Below are 20067 nucleotides of genomic sequence, written 5' to 3' on the forward strand. Positions count from 1 at the left end.
AGGAGCGAGCGGTTTTGGTTCCTTTTGCCAAGACAAAAGGGACCCGCCGTAAGGGCGGAAGGGGCCGGCAGCGTCGCTGCATGGAATGGATAAGCACGCCACCTCGCCACCCAAGCCCAAGCCCAAGCCCAAGCCCAAGGATTCCGTGAAGAACCGAATTTTGCCGCCCGTCGCTTGAAAGATGCACTAGCCTCTAGCACGCAACCATTTGCATCGGTATGCAAAAACGTCCGGAACAGGGCGAATCGAATTGACCGTGGAGTTGGGAATGGGGCATGAAACACCTAGGGAAAGGCGTTGGTCATGGTTGCGCGGCCTGGTTCTGTCAACAGTAGCGCTGATCACCGTGCCGGCCTGGGCCGCCAGTGAAACCACAGCGCGTGAGCCCGCGCAAGGCAGCCCGGAGCAAGGCTACGTCGCGACCGCCACCTGCCTGGGTTGCCATGCCGACCAGGCCAAAGCCTGGAAAGACTCCGACCATGGCTGGGCCATGCGCGAAGCCAAACCCGCCAATGTGCTGGGCAATTTCGCCAATACCCGCTTCGATGACGCCGGCGTCCAGGCACGCTTCTTCCGCAAGGGCGAGCGCTTTTTCGTCAACACCGAAGGCGAAACCGGCAAGCCTGTGGACTTCGAGGTGCTCTACACCTTCGGCCATTACCCTTTGCAACAGTATCTGGTGTCGCTGCCCCGCGGGCGGCTGCAGGCCCTGACCATCGCCTGGGACAGCCGCAGCAAGGGCGAAGGCGGGCAGCGCTGGTTCTCGCTGTACCCCGGCCAGCGTTTCGCCCCCGACGATCCGCTGCACTGGACCGGTCGCTACCAGAACTGGAACGGCATGTGCGCCGACTGCCATTCCACCCGGTTGATGAAGAACTACAACGACCGCGAAGACAGCTTCGCCACCACCTGGCAGGAGCAGACCGTCGGCTGCCAGAGTTGCCATGGGCCGGGGCAGGCCCATGTCGACTGGGCGAAAGCCGCCAAATCCGGTCAACAGACTTATGCCTCGGCCAAGGACGTGGGCCTGGCGGTGGATTACAAGGCGCTGGGCAGCCAGGGCCAGGTCGAGCAATGTGCCTTCTGCCACAGCCGCCGCCAGACCTTGGGGGTTGGCCAGTTGCCGGGGCACAAGCAACTGGACCAGAGCCTGCCCGCCACCTTGCGCCCCGACCTGTATCACGCCGACGGCCAGATCGATGGCGAGGTCTACGAGTACGGCTCGTTCACCCAGAGCAAGATGTACGCGGCAGGGGTGGGCTGCACCGACTGCCATAACCCGCACACGGCCAAGGTCAAGATCGAAGGCAACGGCCTGTGCCTGCAGTGTCATAACGGCCAGCCACCGGTTGCGCGCTTTGCCAGCCTGCAGGCCAAGGACTATGACAGCGAGGCGCACCATCATCACCCGGCAGGTTCCCCCGGCGCCCAGTGCGTGAACTGCCATATGCCGACCAAGACCTACATGGTGGTCGACCCGCGCCGCGACCACAGCCTGCGCATCCCGCGCCCGGACCTGGCCGCAACAGACGACAGCCCCGATGCCTGCACCACCTGCCACAAGGACCAGAAGCCGCAATGGGCGGCCAAGGCCATCGAAGGCTGGTTCGGCCAGCCGCAGCGTCCCCCCCACTACGGCGAGAATTTCCACGCCGTGCGCAGCGGTAAAGGCATCGCGTTCAGCCAGCTCAATGCGCTGCTGGCCGACAAAGGCAAGCCGGCCATCGTTCGCGCCACCGCGGCCGAGCAACTGGCCGATCTTGGCAGCCAGTCGGTGATCAGCCTGGGCTGGGCCCTGAAAGACAGCAGTGACCTGGTGCGTGCCTATGCCGTTTCCGGCTTTGCCAGCGTGCCCCCGGCGCAACGCCTGCAACCACTGCTGCCGCTGCTCAAGGACCCGACCCTGGCAGTGCGCGATGAAACGTTGCGGGTGCTGGCCGACGTACCGCCCGAGCAGTTGCCGGCAGACTCACGGGAGTCGTTCAAGACGATGCTGGCGGACTACGAGACGCGCCTGCGCGGCAACGCCGACCTGCCTGGCGGACGCCTGAACCTGGCCGTGTTGTTGAGCCGCCAGGGGCGTGAGAGCGAGGCGATGGACGAGTACCGCCAGGCCCTGAAGCTCGACCCGTACTTCGTTCCCGCGCGGGTCAACCTGGTGACCCTGACCAGCGCCGCGCAACGCCTCGATGAGGCCGAGCAGTTACTGCGCGAAGGTGTGGCGTTGGAGAAAATGCCGGCGAGCGACCACGGCAACCTGGCCTACATGCTGGCCTTGCTGCTGGTCGAGCAGGGCAAGGCCGAGCAAGCGCTGCAGTGGATGGAAACCGCCGCCGTGGCCCTGCCGCAAAACGTGCGCATCCGTTACAACCAGGGCCTGCTGCTGTCGCGCCTGAACCGCCGCGACGATGCGATCCAGGCACTGCGCAGTGGTCTTGAGCAGGCTCCCGAGGACCCCGACCTGTTGTACTCGCTGTTGTACCTGCATGCCCTGGCGGGTGAGCGCAAGGAGGCTTTCGAGTATGTGCAGCGCATGCGCAAGGTCGCGCCGGATGACCCGCGCCTGCAAGCGATCGAGCCGTACTGGCAGAAGCCGTGACCCGGGCTTTGTCTGGCGCCTGCTGGGAAGGCTGCTAGATTTACCCAATTGCCGGACAGTCAGGGAGCGAACAGGTGAGCATACGCGAGCAGGTTTCTGCACTGGAAGCGCGCGTGGCCCAGCAGGTGCTGGGCCAGGCCGAGACCATCCGGCATGTGCTGCTGGGGTTGTTGGCCAACGGCCACGTGCTGCTGGAAAGCCTGCCGGGGCTGGCCAAGACCCGCACGGTCAAGGCCCTGGCGACCCACCTGGATGCGCAGATGCGGCGCATCCAGTTCACCCCGGACCTGCTGCCCTCGGACATCACCGGCGGCGAGATCCTCCAGCAAACCGCCGAAGGCAACCAGATCAAGTTCCAGCCCGGGCCGCTGTTCGGCAATGTCATCCTCGCCGACGAGATCAACCGGGCGCCGGCCAAGGTCCAGGCGGCCCTGCTCGAAGCCATGGAAGAGCGGCAGATCACCGTGGCCGGGCAGAGCTACCCGATGTCGGCGCTGTTCATGGTCCTGGCGACCCAGAACCCGATCGAGCAGGAGGGCACCTACCCGCTGCCCGAAGCGCAGATGGACCGCTTCCTGATGAAGCTGCAACTGGATTACCCCAAGGTGGACGACGAAGCCCAGGTATTGCGCCTGGTGCGTACCGAGGAGCAGAGCAGCCAGGGTGCCAGGCAGCCGCCGGATCAACTGCCCCAGGAGGTGGTGTTCGCCGCGCGCGCCGAGATTGCCGGCGTGCATGTGTCCGAGGCGATCGACCGCTACCTGATCGACCTGATCAATGCCACCCGCCATGCCGCCGACTACGATGCCGACATGGCCCGCTGGATCAAGATCGGCGCCAGCCCCCGCGGCGGTATCAGCCTGGACCGGGTGTCGCGGGCCCACGCCTGGTTGTCCGGTAACGACTTCGTGTCGCCGGACGATGTGCGCGCCGTGGTTCATCCGGTGCTGCGCCATCGCCTGCAGTTGTCCTATGACGCCATCGCCGAGGGGATCAACGCCGACCGGGTGATCGACCGCCTGCTCGATCACGTCGCCATCCCGGCCTGAGCCCATGGACAGGCCACAGGTCGATTCACCGGTTGCCGATGGCTTCGTCTACGCCTCGCTCAGCCAGCTCATGGCGCTGGAGCATCGCGTACGCGGCCTGAGCTTCCTGTCCCGGCAACCGCTGGCCAGCATCCTCTCCGGCACCCATGCCTCGCGCCTGCGCGGGCGCGGCCTGAGCTTCGACGAACTGCGTCGCTACATTCCCGGCGACGACCTGCGCCATCTGGACTGGCGCGCCTCGCTGCGCTTCGGCAAACCCTTCGTGCGCACCTTCACCGAAGAGCGTGACCGGCCGACCCTGGTGCTGGTTGACCAGCGCATGAGCATGTTCTTCGGCTCGCAGCGCAGCTTCAAGTCGGTGGTCGCCGCCGAGCTTGCAGCGCTGTCGGCGTGGATTGCCTTGCATGCCGGTGACCGTGTCGGTGGCCTGGTGTTCGATGACCAGCAGGTGCGGCATATAAAACCGCTGCGCAGCCGTGCGCGGGTCCAGGAACTGTGCGCAGCGATCATCCGCAGCAACCACACGCTCAATGCCAACGGCCCCGACGCCGAGGACGAAACGCAACTGGACACGGCCCTGCGTAATTGCATCGCGCTCGCCGGCCACGATTGCCTGGTATGTATCATCAGCGACTTCGGCGGTGCATCGGCGCAGACCCTGCAGCTGCTGCGCCAGCTCAGCGCCCACAACGATGTGATCGCCATGCAGGTGTTCGACCCCATCGCCCTGGCGCTGCCCGAGCAAGGCCGGGTGATGGTCACCCAGGGCGAGCTGCAGGTGGAGCTGGAAGTGGAGCGTCGCCAGGTCAACCGACCGCTGGGCGCGTTCCTGGCCGGTCGCCTGCGCGATGTCGCCGACATGCTCCGGCGCAGCCAGGTGCCGGTGATGATGATCAGCACCGGTCATGAACCGCTCGAACAGATCCGCCGCGAGCTGGGCCGGCTGTCCGGGATGGCGCGATGACGGCGCCGGTGCTGCCGGGCATCGACCAGCTTCAGGAACTGCCGCTGGTGACGCCGCCGTTCAGCTACTGGCCGCAGACCTGGGGCTGGCTGGCGCTGTTGCTGATCATCCTGCTCGCCGTTGCGGCCTGGACGGTCCGACGCTGGTGGCGCTGGCAGCGTGACCGTTATCGCCGCGAAGCGTTGCAGGCCTTCGACCGCCTCGCCCTCGACCTGGCGGACCCGCAGCGACGCTTGCCGGCCCTGCGCGCACTGCCGACGCTGCTCAAGCGGGTGGCGATGTCGATCACCGGTGCGCCGCCGGCCGCGACCCTCAGTGGTGGGCAGTGGCAGGCCTTCCTGGCGCAACGCGCCGCCAAACCCCTGCCGGAACAGTTCGCCGCACGCCTGCATACCCTGGCCTATGCCCCCGATGCCGAGGTGCTGGCTATTCCAGAGGACGAGGTTTGGGCACTGTTCGCAGCCGGCCGGTACTGGATCGAGGCGCATCATGTGGCAGTTTGACTACCTCTGGGCGCTGCTACTGCTGCCATTGCCCTGGCTCGCCTACCGCTACCTGGGGACCTACCGGGAGGCCCACAGTGCCTTGCGGGTGCCGTTCTTCTCGGCCATGACCCGGGCGGCGGGGCTGACGCCGCAGAACGGCAGCGCCTCGGGCGGGCGTTGGCAGTTGCTGTTGAACCTGCTGGTCTGGGTGTTGCTGGTGCTGGCCTGTGCGCGCCCGGTCTTTGTGGAAAAAGCCATCGAGAAAGAGCAGCCGATTCGCGACATGATGCTGGCCATCGACATTTCCCAGTCGATGGAAACCACCGATTACACCGGCGCCGACGGCCAGCGCACGGACCGCCTGAGCGCGGTCAAGAGCGTGGTGCGCGACTTTATCGTGCAGCGCAAGGATGACCGTATCGGCCTGATCGTGTTCGGCACCGGGGCCTATCCCCAGGCACCGCTGACCCTCGACCACGCCAGCCTCGGGGTGCTGCTCGACGAGGTAGGGATCGGCATGGCCGGGCCCAACACCGCCCTGGGCGACGCCATCGGCCTGACGATCAAGCTGCTGGCCAAGGCCGAAGAGCAGGAAAAGGTACTGATCCTGCTGACCGACGGCAACGATACCGGCAGCGCCATCACCCCCGATCACGCGGCGCGCCTGGCCAAAGAGCAGGGCATCGTGGTGCACACCATCGGCATCGGCGACCCCCTGGCCAGCGGCGAGGCCAAGGTCGACCTGCAGGCCCTGCAGAACATCGCGCGCACGACTGGCGGGCGCTTCTTCCGCGCCGATGACCGCAACGCCCTCAAGGCGGTGTACGCCACCCTCGACCAGATCACCCCGCACAAGGTCAAGACCCTGAGCCACCAGCCCAAGCGCGACCTGTTCTGGCTACCGCTGGGCGCAGCGCTGCTGCTGTTGCTGGTCAGTCATGGACTGGCCGCGCTGTCCGGCCGCTTTGGCCGGGGTGCAGCCGGGCCGTTGGCCAAGGGAGGCTGAGATGGAACTCGACTTCAGCGCCTTTCACTTCCTGCGACCGCTGTGGCTGCTGCTGATCGTGCCGGCGATCCTGCTGCCCTGGGCGTGGCTGCGCCGTCATGACCTCAAGCGCCAGCTCAACAAGGTGATCGCCCCGCACCTGATCGACGCCCTGGTGATTACCCCACAAGACCAGCAGCACCTGCGCCCGGTACACCTGCTGGCCGTATTGCTGGGCCTTGGCGCGCTGGCCGCCGCCGGGCCGACCTGGACACGGGACACGCCGGACTTTTTCGATAACCGTGCGCCGCTGATCCTGGCGGTCGACCTGTCGCCGTCCATGGACGCCGATGACCTTCCGCCTTCGCGCCTGCAGGCCGCCAAGCACAAGCTGCACGACCTGCTGCAACGCCGGGCCGGGGCCCGTACCGCGCTGATCGCCTACGCCGGCAGTGCGCACCTGGTGCTGCCGGCCACCGAAGACCCGGTGCTGCTGGACAGCTTCCTGCAGGCCTTGTCGACCACACTGATGAGTCGATCCGGCAAGGATGTGCTGGGGGTGATCGACCAGGCGCGGGCCTTGCTCGACGCGGAAAAGATGCCCGGTACCCTGGTGCTGGTCACCGATGGTGCCGATGCCGAACAGTTCGGCGAGATCCCCAAGCGCCTGGACGGCAGCAACCTGCAAGTGCTGGTACTGGCCGTCGGCAGCCAGGACCGCGGCGTGCTCCATGATGCCCAGGGGCGGCCCAGGATCGGCGACGATGGCCGGCCGTTGCAGGCGAGCTTCGATGCCGAGGCCCTGAAGCAGCTGGCCAAGGCCGCCAATGCCCCCTTGGGCAGCCTGACCCTGGATGATGACGACCTGGACTGGATCGAACTGCATGCCCAGCAGCACTTCCAGGCGGTGCAGGGCGATGCCCAGCAGGTGCACTGGAAAGACGCCGGTTATTGGCTGTGCTGGCCCCTGGCGCTGATTGCCCTGTGCTGCGTGCGCCGCGGCTGGCGGGTGCAATGGCTCGGCCTGGTGCTGCTCGGGTTGCTTGCGGGCACGCCGCAGCCTGCCCGGGCAGGTGCACTGCTTGATGCCTTCTTCACCCCGGACCAGCAAGGACGCTGGGCCTTCGAGCACGGCCATTTTCCCCAGGCGGCCGCGCATTTCCACGACCCGTACTGGAAAGCCGTGGCGGCCTACAACGCGGCGGACTATGAGGTGGCGCTGGCCGGCTTTGCCCGGCTCGATTCGGCCCAGGCCGACTTCTACCTGGGCAATACCTATGTGCGCCTGTTCAAGTTTCCCCAGGCCATCGCGGCCTATGAGCAGGCCCTGCACAAGCAGGCCGACTTCCCCCAGGCCAAGGCCAACCTGGCCCTTGCCCAGGCGCTGGAGAAGGACTACGAGGACCAGCAGCAGGCGGGCACGCCCGACGAGAAAGCCGACAAGGTGGTGGAAGACCAGACCCCCTCCAAGGGCGCCCGGCAGAAGGACCAGACCACCCCGCAGGCCGCGTCCGACCAACAGTGGCTGAACAACCTGACGACCTCGCCGGCGCAGTTCCTCAAGCGCAAGTTCATGCTCCAGGACGCTGCACGCCAGCAAACAGCGGGAGGTGCACCATGAAAGCGATCGCCTGGCTGTTGCTGCTGTGCCTGCCCCTGTTGGCCGCCGCCGACCCGCAAGTCCGGGTGCAGGCCCGGTTGGTGCCGGCAACCGGTGTCCTGGTCGGGGCTACCGTCAACCTGGAGGTGGATCTGCTGGTGGACACCTGGTTCACGGCGGCGCCGGTGCTGCCCAAGCTCGAGTTGCCCGGTGCGGTGGTCAGTCCACCGAGCGGCGAGGCCCAGCATTTGAACGAAAAGCTGGATGGCACCACCTTCTTCGGTCTCCGTTACGCCTATCAGATCACGCCGCAGCAGGCCCGGTCGTTCAGCATTCCGGCGCTGGACTTTGTGCTCCAGCCCGGGCAGGGCAGTGGCCCGGTGACCGTCAAGAGCCCGCCGCTGAGCTTTGTCGCCAAGGCCCTGGCAAACGCAGGAGGGCAGCAACAACTGGTGGCGCGCAAGGTGACGCTCACCCAGACGCTGGAGCGCTCCCATGAACCACTGCGGGTGGGTGACAGCGTGACCCGTCATGTGACCCTGCAGGCCGAGGGGGCGCAGGCCATGCTGATACCGCCGCCGGTCTTCGCCGAAGTCCAGGGCAGCAAACGGTATGTGCAATCGCCCCAGGTCAGGCCCTTGAGCGATGGCCGGGGCGGCACCTCGGGGGGCGTGCGCGAGGACAGCGCCACTTATGTCATCAGCCAGGCCGGCAAGATCACCCTGCCGGCCATCGAGCTGACCTGGTGGGACAACGCAGGTCAAGCGCAACGGGCCTCGCTGGAGGCGATCACCGTGGATGCGGCCGCAGCCGTCTACACTGCGCCGTTTTCCATCAGTGACGATCTACGCGCCCTGGGCCAGCAGGCACGCATGCGCGTTTCCGGGCACGGGTTGCTGTTGGCGGTGGTATTGCTGGCCGGGGGCGGCTTGGTCTGGTTCGGTTATCCGTGGCTTCGTCACCTCGGCGCGACGCTTCGGCGCTGGCAGGCGGCCCGGCGCACGGCCTGGTTGCTGTCGGCGGACTACGCTTGGCAACGCCTGCGCCAGCAACTGAATACCCGGCCATTGCAGTTGGGGGCGCTGTACCTGTGGGTGCGGCGTATCAGTGGCAAACGGACCCTGGGCGGATTTTTTACAGGCGCCAGCGCCACAAACGAAAATCGTTCACTAGACTTGCTCCAGAACTGCTACGGCAACCCCGGTTCCGCTGCCGAGGTACCACCGCAGTTGCTCGGCGACTTGCAAGACGTACGGCTGCAGATGAGTAAACGCGGGACCGCGACGACGCGGTACGGATTAAAACCGTTGAATCCCTGATGCGCTTGCATCAGGTACGACGCAACGTCCAGGGACGCCCTATGCCTCAAGTACACCGCATGCATTGGTTGCTCAGCCTGCTGTTGCTGGTCCCGCTGTTGAGCTACGCCGCCGGCCCGCTGCCGTCCTGGAACGACAGTGGCTCGCGCCGGGCCATCGAGCAGTTCGTCACGGCGGTGACGGACCAGACCAGCAAGGACTTCGTCAAGCCGGCAGCGCGTATCGCGGTGTTCGATAACGACGGCACCCTGTGGAGCGAGCAGCCGCTGTACTTCGAAGTGCTGTTCGCCCTGGACGAGGTCAAGCGCCTGGCCCCGCAACATCCCGAGTGGAAGACCCAGCAACCGTTCAAGGCCGTGCTCGACGGCGACCAGAAGGCGCTGGCGGCGAGCGGGATGGACGGCTTGATGAAGATCGTCGCCGCGACTCACTCGGGCATTAGCACCGAGGAGTTCATGGCCCGCACCGAGAAGTGGCTCGCCACCGCCGTGCATCCAAAGACCCAAAAGCCCTACACCGAGATGGTCTTCCAGCCGATGCTGGAGCTGCTGCAGTACCTGCGCGACAACGGCTTCAAGACCTATATCGTCTCCGGTGGCGAAGTGGCGTTCATGCGCGCCTTTGCCGAAGAGGTCTACGGCATTCCGCCCGAGCAAGTCATCGGCACCACCTTCGATGCCCGCTTCGAGGACCGCAACGGCAAGCTGTCGATCCAGCGCCTGCCCAAGCTACAACACAACGATGACGGCCCGGGCAAGCCGGTGAGCATCGAATCGATCATTGGCCGCCGGCCGATCCTGGCCTTCGGCAACTCCGATGGCGACCTGCAGATGCTGCAGTGGACGACGGCCGGCACCGGCAAACGCTTCGCAGGCATCGTGCACCACACCGATGCCCGGCGCGAATGGGCCTACGATCGCGACAGCAAGGTCGGGCGCCTGGACAAGGCGTTGACCGCCGCCCGGGACGATGGCTGGACCGTCGTCGACATGGCGCGCGAATGGCAGCGCATCTACCCCTTCGAACCTTTGGACAACCCATAAACAAGACACCGCAGGCGCACAGGGAACCCGTCAAGCAGTCGAACCCTCACGTGCACGTAGTCGTGGCAGATGCCAGTAACGTGAAACGGAGAAATGGCCTTATGAAGCTCAGTAGAAGGTGGTTGACGACCATGACCTTCGCCGCGACGGTGGCGATGGGCGTGGGGGCGGCGCAGGCCGCGGACAAGCCGAACATCCTGGTGATCTTTGGCGATGATATCGGCCAGACCAATATCAGTGCCTACGGCAAGGGCGTGGTCGGTTACCAGACCCCGAACATCGACCGGATCGCCAAGGAAGGCATGATGTTCACCGACTACTACGCGGAGAACAGCTGCACCGCCGGTCGCTCCACCTTCATCACCGGCCAGTCGGCGCTGCGCACCGGCCTGTCCAAGGTCGGCATGCCTGGCGTGCCGGTCGGCCTGCAGGCCCGCGATGTCACCATCGCCCAGGCCCTCAAGGCCCACGGCTACGCCACCGGCCAGTTCGGCAAGAACCACCTGGGCGACCGCGACGAGTACCTGCCGACCAACCACGGTTTCGACGAGTTCTTCGGCAACCTCTACCACCTCAATGCCGAAGAAGAGCCGGAGCGGCCCTACTGGCCCAAGGATGACGCCGAGTTCGTCAAGGCCGCCTCGCCACGCGGGGTGATCAAGTCCAGTGCCGACGGCAAGATCGAAGACACCGGCGCGTTGACCAAGAAACGCATGGAGACCATCGACGACGAGACGACCCAGGCGGCGATCAACTTCATCGACAAGCAGGTCAAGGCCGACAAGCCGTTCTTCGTCTGGATGAATACCACCCGCATGCATGCCTTCACCCACGTACGCGAAGCCATGCAGGGCCAGAGCGGCATGGTCGGCAACGAGTACGCCGACGGCATGCTCGAGCACGACGGCGATGTCGGCAAGCTGCTCAAGACCCTCGATGATCTGAAGGTTACCGACAACACCATCGTCGTCTACACCACCGACAACGGCCCCAACCAGTGGTCCTGGCCGGATGCGGCGACCACGCCGTTCCGCAACGAGAAGAACTCCAACTGGGAAGGCGCCTACCGGGTGCCGGCGATCGTCCGTTGGCCAGGCAAGATCAAGGCTGACACCGTTTCCACCCAGATGTTCTCCGGGCTGGACTGGTTCCCGACCTTGCTTGCAGTTGCGGGTGATACCGACATCAAGGAGCGCTTGCTCAAAGGTGCGGACGTCGGCGGCAAGAACTTCAAGGTGCACCTGGACGGCTTCAACCAGCTGGACTACCTGACCGGCAAGGCCCCCAAGAGCGCACGTGACGAGTTCTACTACTTCAACGACGATGGCGAGCTGGTGTCCATGCGCTATGGCGACTGGAAACTGGTGTTCTGCGAACAGCGCGCCCCGGGTGGCTTCAAGGTCTGGAGCGAACCCTTCACTTGCCTTCGGGTACCGAAGCTGTTCAACCTGCGCATGGACCCGTATGAAAGGGCCGATGTCGTCTCCGACCAGTATTACGACTGGCTGGCCAAGAACGACTACCTGATCTTCAACGGCACGCGCAAGGCGGCAGCGTTCCTGCAGACCTTCGTTGACTATCCACCCAGCCAGCGCCCGGCCAGCTTCAGCATCGACCAGGTGCGCGCCGATGTGGACAAGAAAATCGAAGAGAAAATGAAGAAGCAATAGGTACCGCGCGCCCGTCACCGACGGGCGCGTTCCCCCACCTGCATTCTCGGCGATCGCGTTGCGCTGCCGATAAGGTTGATTGATGCGTTCAGTAGTCAGTCCATCCCCGGTTCAAGCCGCTGCCGATGCGGTGAACAAATCACTCCCCCTGAAAATGTGGCTGCCTGTGCTGCTGCTGTTCGTGTCAGGCACGGCAGCGCTGGTGTTCCAGGTGCTGTGGATCAAACAACTGTCGCTGGTGGTGGGCGTCGAGGTGTACGCCATCACCGCCGGCATCAGTGCCTTTTTCGTCGGCCTGGCCCTGGGCAGCCTGCTGTTCGGTCGCTGGGCCGATCGCCTGCGCCGCCCGGTCAGGCTCTATGCCGGTCTTGAGCTGGCCATTGCGGTTCTGGCGGTGCTGACCACCCTGGCGCTGGCCAACACTGCCGGCCTGTTTGCCCGCCTGGAAGACCAGGTCGGGCTGCTCGCCTGGGTGCTGCCGTTCACCCTGGTGGGGGGGCCGGCGTTTCTCATGGGCGGCACGCTGCCGGTGCTGATGCGTGTACTGACCCCGGGCCAGGGCCAACTGGCCAAGGCCGGGGGCGGGCTGTATGCCGCCAATACCGCTGGCGCCATCGCCGGCACCTTGCTGGCGGCCTTCGTTCTGTTGCCGCTGCTGGGCGTCACCGGCAGTGCGCTGGTGGCCGCCGGGCTCAACCTGCTGGCGGCGGTCATCGCCTGTGTGTCCCGCCGCAGCGATGTGCATGAGCCGATCGAACCCCGGGCGGCTGCTGCGCCACGCTCCGCTGCCGCACGCCTGGCGATCGCCTTGTACTGCGTGGCCGGCGGTGTGGCCCTGGGCTACGAAGTGGTATGGACGCAATCGATCGTCCAGTTCATGAGCACCCGGGCCTTTGCCTTTTCCGTGGTGCTGGCCACTTATCTTGCCGGGCTGGTGCTGGGCAGTGCGCTGTATGCCCGGCGCGCCGACCGCATCCGTGACCCCTGGGGCTTGTTCGGCCTGTTGATCGCCGTTGCCGGCCTGCAGGCCCTGGTGCAGGTCGCGGGGCTGGGGCGCTGGCTGATCTTCGCCCAGACCGAGGTGGAAGCCCTGGTGCTGCAGGCCACCGGCAACGAACTGGCCGGGATGTGCGCGCGCTTTGCCACCGCCGCGTTGTGTGTGGTGTTCCTGCCCACCACGGTTCTGGGCGCGGCGTTCCCCCTGGCCGTACGCCTGGCCGTGGACAGCGGGCACGTGGGCCGGGACATCGGTACCGTGGTCGCACTCAATACCCTGGGCGGTATTGTCGGTGTCATGTGCACCGGCTTTGTGCTGGTGCCGGGCATCGGCCTGGTGCGCACGCTGGTGGTGCTGGCACTGGTGGCGGCGGCCGTCGGTTGCCTGGTGGTCTGGCGTGGTGTGGGTGTCGGTCGGGGCATGCGTGCCGCCATCCTGGGCGTGACACTGGCCATCCTGGTCATCGGCGTGCTGACCCCGCCGCAGCGCCTGGCTGAACTGCTGCCGGGCGCACGCAGCGGCCGTATCACCTTCTATGAGGAAGGCCGGGGTGGCACCGTCGCGGTGGTGACCCAACAGCACCAGGGCCGCGCGTTCAACCGCCTGTACATCCAGGGCGTGTCCAACACCGGCGACGCCATGCCGTCGCTGCGCTACATGCGCCTGCAGGCGTTGCTGCCCTTGTTGATCCACAACCGCGAGCCACGCTCGGCCATGGTCATCGGTTTCGGCACCGGCATTACCGCCGGTGCCATGCTGCGCTACCAGGGCTTGCAGCGCCCGGTGGTGGCCGAACTGCTGCCTGAGGTGCTGGCGGCGGCGCCGCTGTTCAAGGGCAACTACCAGGCGGTCGATGACCCGCGCCTGGACATCCGCCTGCGCGACGGCCGCCGTGAACTGCTGCGCAGCGCCGAACGCTATGACCTGATCACCCTGGAACCACCACCGCCTTCAGCGGCCGGGGTGGTGAACCTTTACTCCAGAGACTTTTATCAATTGGCGGCATCGCGTCTGGAAGAGGGCGGCATCGTCGCCCAGTGGTTGCCATTGCCGACCCAGAACGAAGACGAAAGCCGCTCACTGGTGCGCAGCTTCCTCGACGTGTTTCCCCATGCCTCGTTGTGGACCACCGAGTTTCACGAAATGCTCCTAGTCGGCTCGCTGACGCCACTGGAGCTGGACGTGGCCCGGATCGGCCAGCGCTTTGCCCAACCCGAGGTGGCGGGCGCCCTGGCCGAAGTGGGGATCGGTTCGGTCAGTGCCTTGCTCGCCACCTGGGTGACCGACCGCGATGGCCTGGAGCGTTTCGCCGCCGACGCCCAGGCCGTCACTGACGACCGGCCGCGTATCGAATATGCGCCCTGGGTCCGAGCCAGGGAGATCACCCGGGTATTGCCGCAGTTGCTGGCGTTGCGCAAGGCACCGCCCTTGAAGAACGCCGATATTGCCCAGCAGGCGGCGGTGGAGGATCAGTGGCGTGTGCTGCAGCGCTTTTATGGCCTGTCGCTGTTTGCCTACAGCGGTAACCGCCAGGCATGGGCGCGAGAGGCGCGACAGTTAATGCAGGAGGAGGGGCGCAACCCCTACTTTCGCTGGTTCATGGGCGGTGGGCAGTAGATCGCCCACCCGCCATTCAGAACCCGCTCTCGCGCAGCAGTACCGCGGCCACATGAATCAGGCCTTCACCCAGCAAGCTGCGGCGCTGGCCGTCGATCTGCAGCCTGCCACGGGTTTCGCGCAGACTTGGCGGGGCGCCGTCGAGCTGGATCAGGACATGAAACAGGGCCGGTGAAGGCACCAGCTCCTTGCCGCTCTTGGCAACATTCAGGGGGCCGCCGAATCGTGAAGCCAACATGGCGTGATGCAGCTGGCTGACCCGGGTGCTGCCGATGGCCAGCACTTTGCCGTTGAGGGGGGTCGGTTCTCCTTCGGGGTAGAAAAGTACCGCGCCATCCTGCACCAGGCGTTGCACCTCATCCTGTTCGACATAGGCGTCCACCTGCCAGTGAGCGGGGTCGACCAGGATGCCGATGGGTTCACGGCTGTGGACCCACTGGCCGGGTTGCCAGGTCGGATCGAGGTCGAGCCACTGGCCGGCGAACGGTGCCTGCAAGGTCAGGCGGGCCATTTCCGAACGCGCGGCGCGCACCTCTTCGAACTGGACATCGAGGCGTTGGCGGGTGGCGATGGCCTGCTCGGCACCCGAAGGGTCGGCAATCAGCCCCCCGAGCCTGGCCTGGTAGCCTTTCGCGCCGGCCTCGCTGCTCAACAGCCGTGAGGCGATATCGGGTTCATCGAGTGTCACCAGGGTCGCCCCGGCAGCGACCTGGCCGGCCGGGTGCAGTGCTTGCAAGCGGGCAGGATAGGGGGCGAACACCCGCAACTGGTGTTCGGCGCGGGCCACGCCCAAGGCCTGTACCTGGGTGCGCCAGGGCACCGCCAACAGCAGCAGGACCAGCGCCCCGATCACCCACCAGGCGCGGCGGTGGCCGCTGTCGATACTTTCGCGATGTTTCCACCAGTACTTCAGTTCGCGCCACACCGGCATCAGGATGAACCACGCCACTTCCACGGCAAACAGCACAATCCCCAACAGCTTGAAGAACAGCAGGTACACCGCAACGGCAATGCCGAGAAACAGCACCAGGCGGTAGACCCAGGTGACCATGGCAAACGCCACCAGCGCCCGGCGTTTGCCTGGGCTGAAGCTTTCCGGCCAGTCTTCGTTCATCCCCAACAGCACCCGGCGCAAGGTGACGCGGGCCAGGGCCGAGGAACGCTCGTGCAGGTTGGGGAAGTCCAGCAGGTCCGAGAGGATGAAGTAGCCGTCAAAGCGCATGAAGGGGCTGGCATTGAGTGCCAGTGACAGCACCCAACTAGTGGTGGCCAGGTACAGCAGGCCATTGCGCAACGGGCCCGGGTCGCTCAGCGCCCAGCCGAGGGTCGCAAGCCCGGCCAGGGCCAGCTCGGTGAGGATGCCGGCCGAGGCGATGGCCAGGCGTTGCCTGGAACTGCGCAGCTTCCAGCTTTCGCCGGTGTCGGTGTAGAGCATCGGCCATAGCACCACGAAGGCGATGCCCATATGGCCCACGCGCAGGCCCAGGCGTGTGGCCACCAACGCGTGCCCCAGTTCATGGAGGGTCTTGGCCAGCACCAGGGCGACGGCAAAGCTTGCCAGGCCCGAGACCGAAAAGGACTCCACTACCGCCGTGGTGAAGGTATCCCACTGTTGCAGCACCAGCAGCACGCCGGTCAGGCCCAGCAGCACGACCAGCATCCCGGTCAGGGGCTGGAACAGCCAGTCGAGCTTTTCAGCCAGCCGTTGCAGATGGCGCTGCGGGCGTAACAGCGGGATGCGGAAAAACAGGTAGTGGTGCAGCCACCAGTTCCAGTTCAGCCAGGCATTGCCCTGGCTGCGTGCGGCCAGGCGGGCCAGGGCCTCGCGACCGGGTCGAACCAACTGATGGTGTTCCAGGAACTGGCGAAATTCCAAAATTTGCTCCACGTCCGGGCGCAGCGGAGTCTCTGCGTGAAGGGCCTGACAGATGGCCTTGGGGGTCTGCTCCCAGCGCAGCAGGCATTCGAATTCCAGCCAGCCGATGCGATAGAAACGGTTTTGCACGATGTCCTGAATCACCCAGGCCGGTTCGCCGCTGCTGTCCGGCGCCGTTTCCAGCAGGCGCAGGTCGTCGCGCAGCGGCTGCGACGCCAGTTCCGCCGGGTTGCCGATCACAGGCCGCTCCAGGCCCGCAGCGCGGCAAAGGGCCGGCGCAGCAGGTAATAGCCCAGCACTACGCGTTCGCCGTACAGACGGGCCGTGCCGTGCAGGCCCAGGCGCGCATGTTCCGGTTGACCGTCAATGCTGGCGAGCAGGCGGTAAGCCACCACGCCTTCTTCATTGGCCCGGGCCTGGTAACTGGTCTCCAGTACCTTGCCCTTGAGTGGCGTGAGCGGATAGGCGGTGAGAAACAAGGTCACCTCTGCGCCTGGCTCCAGGGCGATGGCGTCGGCTACCGGCAGCTGGATCAGCATCGCCGGTTGCTTGGGCTCGGCGATCAGCAGGATGCGCTCGCCGGTCGACACCGGTTTGCCCAGCCAGTCGTTAGGGTCGCTGTAGACCGCAACGCCGGCCCGCGGCGAACGCACCTGGGTGCGCTGCAACTGGGCCCTGACTGCCGCAAGCTCCGCGCGGCGCTGCTGCACGCGGCCATTGAGCAAGGTCAGCTCGCTTTTGCTTTGCGGGTTGTCGAAGGCCCGCTGGCTGGCCGCTGCCAGCTCGGCGTCGGCCACGGCCACTTCCTTGCCCAGTACCTCGGCGCGGCTCCTGAGCGTGGTTTCATCCAGGCTGAACAGCAAGGTGTCCTTGTCGACCGGCTGGTTGGGACGCACCTGCATGCGCTCGATCACGCCATCGATCGGTGAGCTGATGATCATGGCTTCGCGCGAGACGATCTCGGCCGGGGCCAGGGCGGTTTGTCGCACGGGCACCAGCAACAGGGCCAGGCCGATACCCAGGGCCAGCAACACCTGGCGCTTGCTCGGCCGCCATCGCGTCAGCCGGCGTTGCCTGGCAAAGCCTGCCCAGCAGTGGGCCCAGGTGCGCCACAGGCCGTCGAACACGGGCTCGAGCGCCGGTGCCGGCGGGTTGTCCAGCAGGAACAACACCAGCCCCAGGCGCTGGCCTTCGCGGTCGTGCAGCGGGATGCACCACAGCCCCGTGGGCCACCACTCGGCCCAGTCTTCTTCGATGTCCGGCGGCGGGGTCACGGCATCGCGTGCCAGCCAGCGCGGCTTGTCGTCCTCAAGCTGGGCAGCCACCCAGCGGATGGCACGCTGCAGCCACACCAGGTAAGGCGAATCTTCGCTTGGACGGCCAAGGCCCGACACGCATGACAGCACCAGGTTCGGTCCCTGTTGCTGGAACACCAGCGCCTGATGGTATTGCAGCAGCGCGTAGGGATCGTTGGCGATCGAGAACGCCAGCGCATTGAGTGAGTCGGCGGCCAGGGCACGGTCGCGCAGGGCTGCAATGGCCAACAGCAGCTGCGGGTGCGGTAGTGGCTCACTCATTGGCGCTAGGGAAGCGGGCGGTGCCGCTCATGCCGGCGATCAGTTCCGGGTGCGCGGCGTCCAGCCGCGCTTCCAGTTCCACGGTCTGGGCCACGGCATCGACCCGGGCGTTGATGGCGCTGACATGGGCCGGGTAGCGCTTGCCGGTTTCCAGGATGTCGACGTCCAGCGCCTGGTTGGCCTGAAGCTTGGGCAGCAGGTTGGACGGCACATTCAAACGGACCTTCAGCGCACCGTCGCTGACCAGGTCGAACAGCGGCGTGCCGGCCGGTACCGTTTGAAACGGTTTGGCATGGACCTTGGCCACGCGCCCGGCAAAGGGCGCCTGTACCACGCAGTAGCCACTCTGGGCCTGGGCCAGGGCGCGGGCACCGTCGGCTTTCTGCACTTCGGTGTTGGCCACGGCGACCTCTAGGTCGCCCACGGCGTCGAGCTTGCGCAAGTTGCGCTTGGCCTCGAGGTTCTGCCGGGCCATGGCCAGCTCGGCCGTGGCGACCCGCGTGCGCGCCTGCGCTTCTGCGCAGTCGAAGCGGGCCAGCACGGCGTCCTTGGCCACCGCCTGGCCGAGGGCCGCCTTGAACTCGCCAAGGGTACCGGCCATCTGGCTGGACAGGGTGGTTTCAAGGCCGGCGACCAACAGCACACGGATGGTGCCGGGGTCGTCGTTGGTGGCTGGCGATACATCATCGGCCAAGGCCGGGGTGATCATCAGGGACAGAATCACTGCGAGCAAACTGCGCTCAGGGCTGTATGACATTCGGCGTTCCTTGCGAGCTGGCGAGAAGGTTGGAGCGTTCTTGATCATCGAGTGTCCGCTGGATCTCCCTGGCCAGGGTCTTGATGTCGTGTCGTTCGATTTCCTTGGGCAGCGTGTCCAGGCCGACCGAGTTGTACAACCGGCCCCAGGCCGCCTGGGCACTGGAGTAGGCCGCTTCGCGCTGGTAACGCGACAGCAGGTAGCGACCCTCGGCGCGAATCACCTCAAGTTCCGAGCCATAGGAGGTGCTGCGGGCTTTTTCAGCGTAGCTCAACAAGCTCTCGTCGACTTGCAGGCTCTGATCGGCAAACTCCACTTCCTGGCGCGCCAGCTGATAACGCAAGGTGCCGACCCGTACCTGGGTGAGAATGGCCATCGACAGCGCCACCCGGCGCATGTCGTCGGTCTTGGTCTGCGACTCGGCGGCACTGTTGAGCGACGGCAGTTGCAGCAGACGCAGCAGGTTCATCGAGACCTGTACGCCGGTTTCCGTCCAGTCGCTGTTGTAGTTGAACTTGTTGGAGTCGTACTTGTAGCCGTAGTCCAGGGTCACGTTGGGCCATAGTTGCGCCTTGGCGATCTTCAGGTCGTTTGCGTTGACCCGCTTGCGGTACCACTCTTCCATGATTTCCGGGCGGTGTTTCAACGACAGCTGCTCAAGCTTGTCCATGTCCGGGGCGATCTGCGGCAGCACCGGTTCCGTTTCGTCGGCCAGCACCAGGCGCGAGCCCGGCGGCAGTGACATCAACGCCGACAGTTCGGCGCGGGCGAACTCCAGGTCCTGGCGACGGACCGTCAACAGGTAGATGGAGTCCAGCAGCGCGCGCTGGTAGGCCAGCACTTCCTGGCGCGGCAGCAGGCCCTGGGTCTCGGCCTGGCGTGCCGACAGCAAGGCCTGGTGGGTGCGCACCAGCAAACGATCAACCTGGGGCATAAGGCGTTGCGCACTGAGGGCGCGCCAGTAGGCGTTGCGCACGTCCTGCAGCACGTTCTGCGCGACCTTGCGCCGACGTTCTTCGGCCATGAGGATCTGGTCGCTTTTCTGCTGGGTGCGGTAATAGGCCACGCCAAAGTCCAGCAGGCTCCAGCTCATGCCCAGTCCATAGAGCTGGCGGTAACGCTCTTCGGAGGTGGACGCGCGCAAGCTTTGCTCGCGGTCTTCGATACCGATCGAGGTACCGCCGGAGTCGTTGTTGCGCCCGGCGTAGCCCGCCGAGGCGACCACGCGCGGCAGCATTTCGTGGCTGGAGACATCGCGCAGGTCACTGGCCAGCGCGCTTTCCATCAGCTTGAGGCGGTAGTCCAGGTTGTACTTCAGGGCGCGGGCAGCGGCCTCGTAGAAGGTGATGGGGGTGGTCACCGGCTCCTGGTTCGCATACATCTGCGCCTGGTCGTGAAGGATGCGTTGCCGGGTTTCTTCCTCGGTGTACTCGACGGGCTTGGTCGCAGAGCATGCGGCCAATAAGACTGTTGAGGCGATGGCCGTACTGAACAACGTTTGCGGCAGTTTTGGCATGGTCTGTCCTTGG

14 protein-coding genes are annotated in these 20067 nt (G+C 65.7%); 10 read left to right on the forward strand and 4 right to left on the reverse strand.

Annotated elements, in window-relative coordinates; translation table 11 throughout:
• Positions 1-346: 346 nt before the first annotated feature.
• From M2D63_RS23090 to M2D63_RS23135, 10 genes are all read left to right on the forward strand, one after another.
• Positions 347-2599, forward strand: a complete 2253-nt coding sequence (locus M2D63_RS23090; protein WP_285865393.1) for a tetratricopeptide repeat protein — start codon at positions 347-349, stop codon at positions 2597-2599.
• A 74-nt stretch (positions 2600-2673) separates the two neighbouring features.
• Entirely contained in the window at positions 2674-3648 is a 975-nt protein-coding gene (locus tag M2D63_RS23095; RefSeq protein WP_285865377.1) for a MoxR family ATPase, read from the forward strand.
• Positions 3649-3652: 4 nt separating this feature from the next.
• Complete coding sequence (locus M2D63_RS23100; protein WP_285865378.1) at positions 3653-4612, forward strand: DUF58 domain-containing protein; 960 nt, start codon at positions 3653-3655, stop codon at positions 4610-4612.
• Positions 4609-5115 carry a DUF4381 domain-containing protein gene (locus M2D63_RS23105; protein WP_285865379.1) on the forward strand — a complete coding sequence of 169 codons (507 nt, stop codon included), beginning with the start codon at positions 4609-4611 and terminating at the stop codon, positions 5113-5115. Before M2D63_RS23100 ends, M2D63_RS23105 begins: the two co-directional genes overlap by 4 nt.
• Positions 5102-6103 carry a VWA domain-containing protein gene (locus tag M2D63_RS23110; protein ID WP_285865380.1) on the forward strand — a complete coding sequence of 334 codons (1002 nt, stop codon included), beginning with the start codon at positions 5102-5104 and terminating at the stop codon, positions 6101-6103. Before M2D63_RS23105 ends, M2D63_RS23110 begins: the two co-directional genes overlap by 14 nt.
• Before the next feature lies 1 nt (position 6104).
• On the forward strand, positions 6105-7703 hold the full coding sequence (locus M2D63_RS23115) for a VWA domain-containing protein (RefSeq protein ID WP_285865381.1): 1599 nt from the start codon (positions 6105-6107) through the stop codon (positions 7701-7703).
• Positions 7700-9001 carry a hypothetical protein gene (locus tag M2D63_RS23120; protein ID WP_285865382.1) on the forward strand — a complete coding sequence of 434 codons (1302 nt, stop codon included), beginning with the start codon at positions 7700-7702 and terminating at the stop codon, positions 8999-9001. The genes M2D63_RS23115 and M2D63_RS23120 overlap by 4 nt, the downstream gene beginning before the upstream one ends.
• 41 nt (positions 9002-9042) lie before the next feature.
• Positions 9043-10044, forward strand: a complete 1002-nt coding sequence (locus tag M2D63_RS23125; RefSeq protein ID WP_285865383.1) for an HAD family phosphatase — start codon at positions 9043-9045, stop codon at positions 10042-10044.
• Between the two features lie 101 nt (positions 10045-10145).
• Positions 10146-11714 (forward strand): arylsulfatase, encoded by a 1569-nt coding sequence (locus M2D63_RS23130; RefSeq protein WP_405310811.1) that lies wholly within the window; start codon positions 10146-10148, stop codon positions 11712-11714.
• A 154-nt stretch (positions 11715-11868) separates the two neighbouring features.
• Positions 11869-14328: a fused MFS/spermidine synthase gene (locus tag M2D63_RS23135; RefSeq protein WP_285865394.1), complete on the forward strand. Its 2460-nt coding sequence runs from the start codon at positions 11869-11871 to the stop codon at positions 14326-14328.
• 16 nt (positions 14329-14344) lie between these two features.
• Here M2D63_RS23135 and M2D63_RS23140 read toward each other — a convergent pair whose 3' ends face one another.
• The 4 genes from M2D63_RS23140 to M2D63_RS23155 are packed head-to-tail and all read right to left on the reverse strand — an operon-like array spanning position 14345 to position 20054.
• A complete protein-coding gene (locus M2D63_RS23140) occupies positions 14345-16441 on the reverse strand; it encodes an HlyD family efflux transporter periplasmic adaptor subunit (RefSeq protein WP_285865395.1) in 2097 nt (698 codons plus the stop codon).
• Positions 16441-17781: an efflux RND transporter periplasmic adaptor subunit gene (locus M2D63_RS23145; RefSeq protein WP_285865385.1), complete on the reverse strand. Its 1341-nt coding sequence runs from the start codon at positions 17779-17781 to the stop codon at positions 16441-16443. Before M2D63_RS23145 ends, M2D63_RS23140 begins: the two co-directional genes overlap by 1 nt.
• On the reverse strand, positions 17774-18538 hold the full coding sequence (locus M2D63_RS23150; RefSeq protein WP_285865386.1) for an efflux RND transporter periplasmic adaptor subunit: 765 nt from the start codon (positions 18536-18538) through the stop codon (positions 17774-17776). Before M2D63_RS23150 ends, M2D63_RS23145 begins: the two co-directional genes overlap by 8 nt.
• Entirely contained in the window at positions 18522-20054 is a 1533-nt protein-coding gene (locus M2D63_RS23155) for a TolC family protein (RefSeq protein WP_285865387.1), read from the reverse strand. Before M2D63_RS23155 ends, M2D63_RS23150 begins: the two co-directional genes overlap by 17 nt.
• Positions 20055-20067 lie beyond the last annotated feature (13 nt).

The sequence above is a fragment of the Pseudomonas sp. BJa5 genome (assembly GCF_030272875.2).
Classification (GTDB): domain Bacteria; phylum Pseudomonadota; class Gammaproteobacteria; order Pseudomonadales; family Pseudomonadaceae; genus Aquipseudomonas.